The sequence below is a fragment of the Acinetobacter sp. AOR34_HL genome (assembly GCF_027854795.1).
Classification (GTDB): domain Bacteria; phylum Pseudomonadota; class Gammaproteobacteria; order Pseudomonadales; family Moraxellaceae; genus Acinetobacter; species Acinetobacter junii.
Genome location: NZ_JAKTID010000010.1, coordinates 1 through 1760, shown reverse-complemented (window position 1 = coordinate 1760; position 1760 = coordinate 1). Strand labels below are relative to the sequence as shown.

The window sequence follows — 1760 nt, the reverse complement described above, 5'->3', positions numbered from 1 at the left end:
GTACCACCAGAAGGTCAAGCACTTGAAGTTGAAGTTTCAATCAAAGATCCAGCAGGTAATACATCATCCCCTGTAACTGAAACAGCAACAGTTGATACGACAGCACCAGCCACGCCAGCGGCACCGACGAGCTATGTCGACAACGTTGGCGCAGAACAAGGTGTAAATTTGTCTGGTAGTACAACAGATGATCGTACACCTGGGCTTAATATTGGTGGTGGTTTAACAGATACCCTGACCTTATATGTAGATGGTGTAGCGGTTGATGCAGTCTATGATCCATTGACAGGAACACTGACACCGACAGAGCCATTAAGCGAAGGTGAACATGAACTCAGCTATACACTGACAGATGCAGCAGGTAACGAAAGTGCTCAAAGCCCAGCATTAACATTGACAATTGATACAACTGCTCCAACACTGACAATCACGAGCTCAGACCTAGAGTTAGGAGCGGGTGAAACGTCAACGATCACCTTCCAATTTAGTGAAGACGTTGCTGGATTTACTGCATCAGATGTTGTTGTAGCAGGTGGTACGCTGAGTAATTTCGTACAGGTTGATGCAAATACATGGACAGCGACCTTTACTCAAAGCGGCACAGCAGCACCGAGCATTAGTGTAGCGAATGGTACTTATAGTGATGCTGCTGGAAATGCGGGTATTGGAGATATTCTGGATGGTACGGATGGTTTCATCTTTAATCCGACAGCTTCAGATTTAATAGGTGCGATTACGATTCCAGAAGATGTGAATGGTGATGGCATTATCAATGCGGAAGAGTTAGATATAGATGGTGTATTTGAAGCACAAGTTGCATTAGGTGCAGATGCGGTTGTTGGCAATGTGATCACTGTCAATGGTACAACATATACGGTAACACAAGCGGATATCGATGCAGGTTTCATTACAGCGACGATTGCAGTTGCTGCAGATGGGGAGGTTGCGATTCGTGCTGAAGCGCGCGATGCAGCAGGTAATGTGGATGTAGCGGATACGACGGTACAAGTGATTACTGTTGATACGACAGCACCAGCCACGCCAGCAGCACCGACGAGCTATGTCGACAACGTTGGTGCAGAACAAGGTGTAAATTTGTCTGGTAGTACAACAGATGATCGTACACCTGGGCTTAATATTGGTGGTGGTTTAACAGATACCCCGACCTTGTATGTAGATGGTGTAGCGGTTGATGCAGTCTATGATCCATTGACAGGAACACTGACCCCTACAGAGCCATTAAGCGAAGGTGAGCACGAACTCAGTTATACTTTGACAGATGCGGCAGGTAATGAAAGTGCTGAAAGCCCAGCATTAACATTAACGGTCGATACGTCATTCATTGATGCAAGTGAAATAGTAAGTGCAACAGAAGACACGCCATTAAATGTACTTGCGACAGATCCAAATGGTTTATTAGCAGGTACGAGCAGTGTTGATGGTACGGTCAGCATTCAAAGCTTTATGATCGCGGGTGATACGACTACTTATACAGCAGGTCAGATAGCGACGATCACGGGTGTAGGAAGCTTGTTGATCAATTCAGATGGTAGCTATACCTTTACCCCAGTAGTTAATTACAATGGTTTTGTGCCGTTAGTCACTTATACTTCGACTGATGGTAATAGTACTGATATTTCTACATTAACTTTAAAAGTAGTAGGCGTGAACGATGCGCCAGTCGCAACGCCTACAACAGCAACGACGAATGAAGACACAGCAGTTACATTGACACCATCAGTCACTGATCCAGATGCTGG

General features: G+C 45.4%; 1 protein-coding gene. It reads left to right on the top strand.

All coding sequences use genetic code 11. The annotated features are described in order from the left end of the window. Window positions 1-1760: Ig-like domain-containing protein (locus tag MKL32_RS01455; RefSeq protein WP_270900095.1), on the top strand; the 1760-nt coding region annotated here is incomplete at both ends.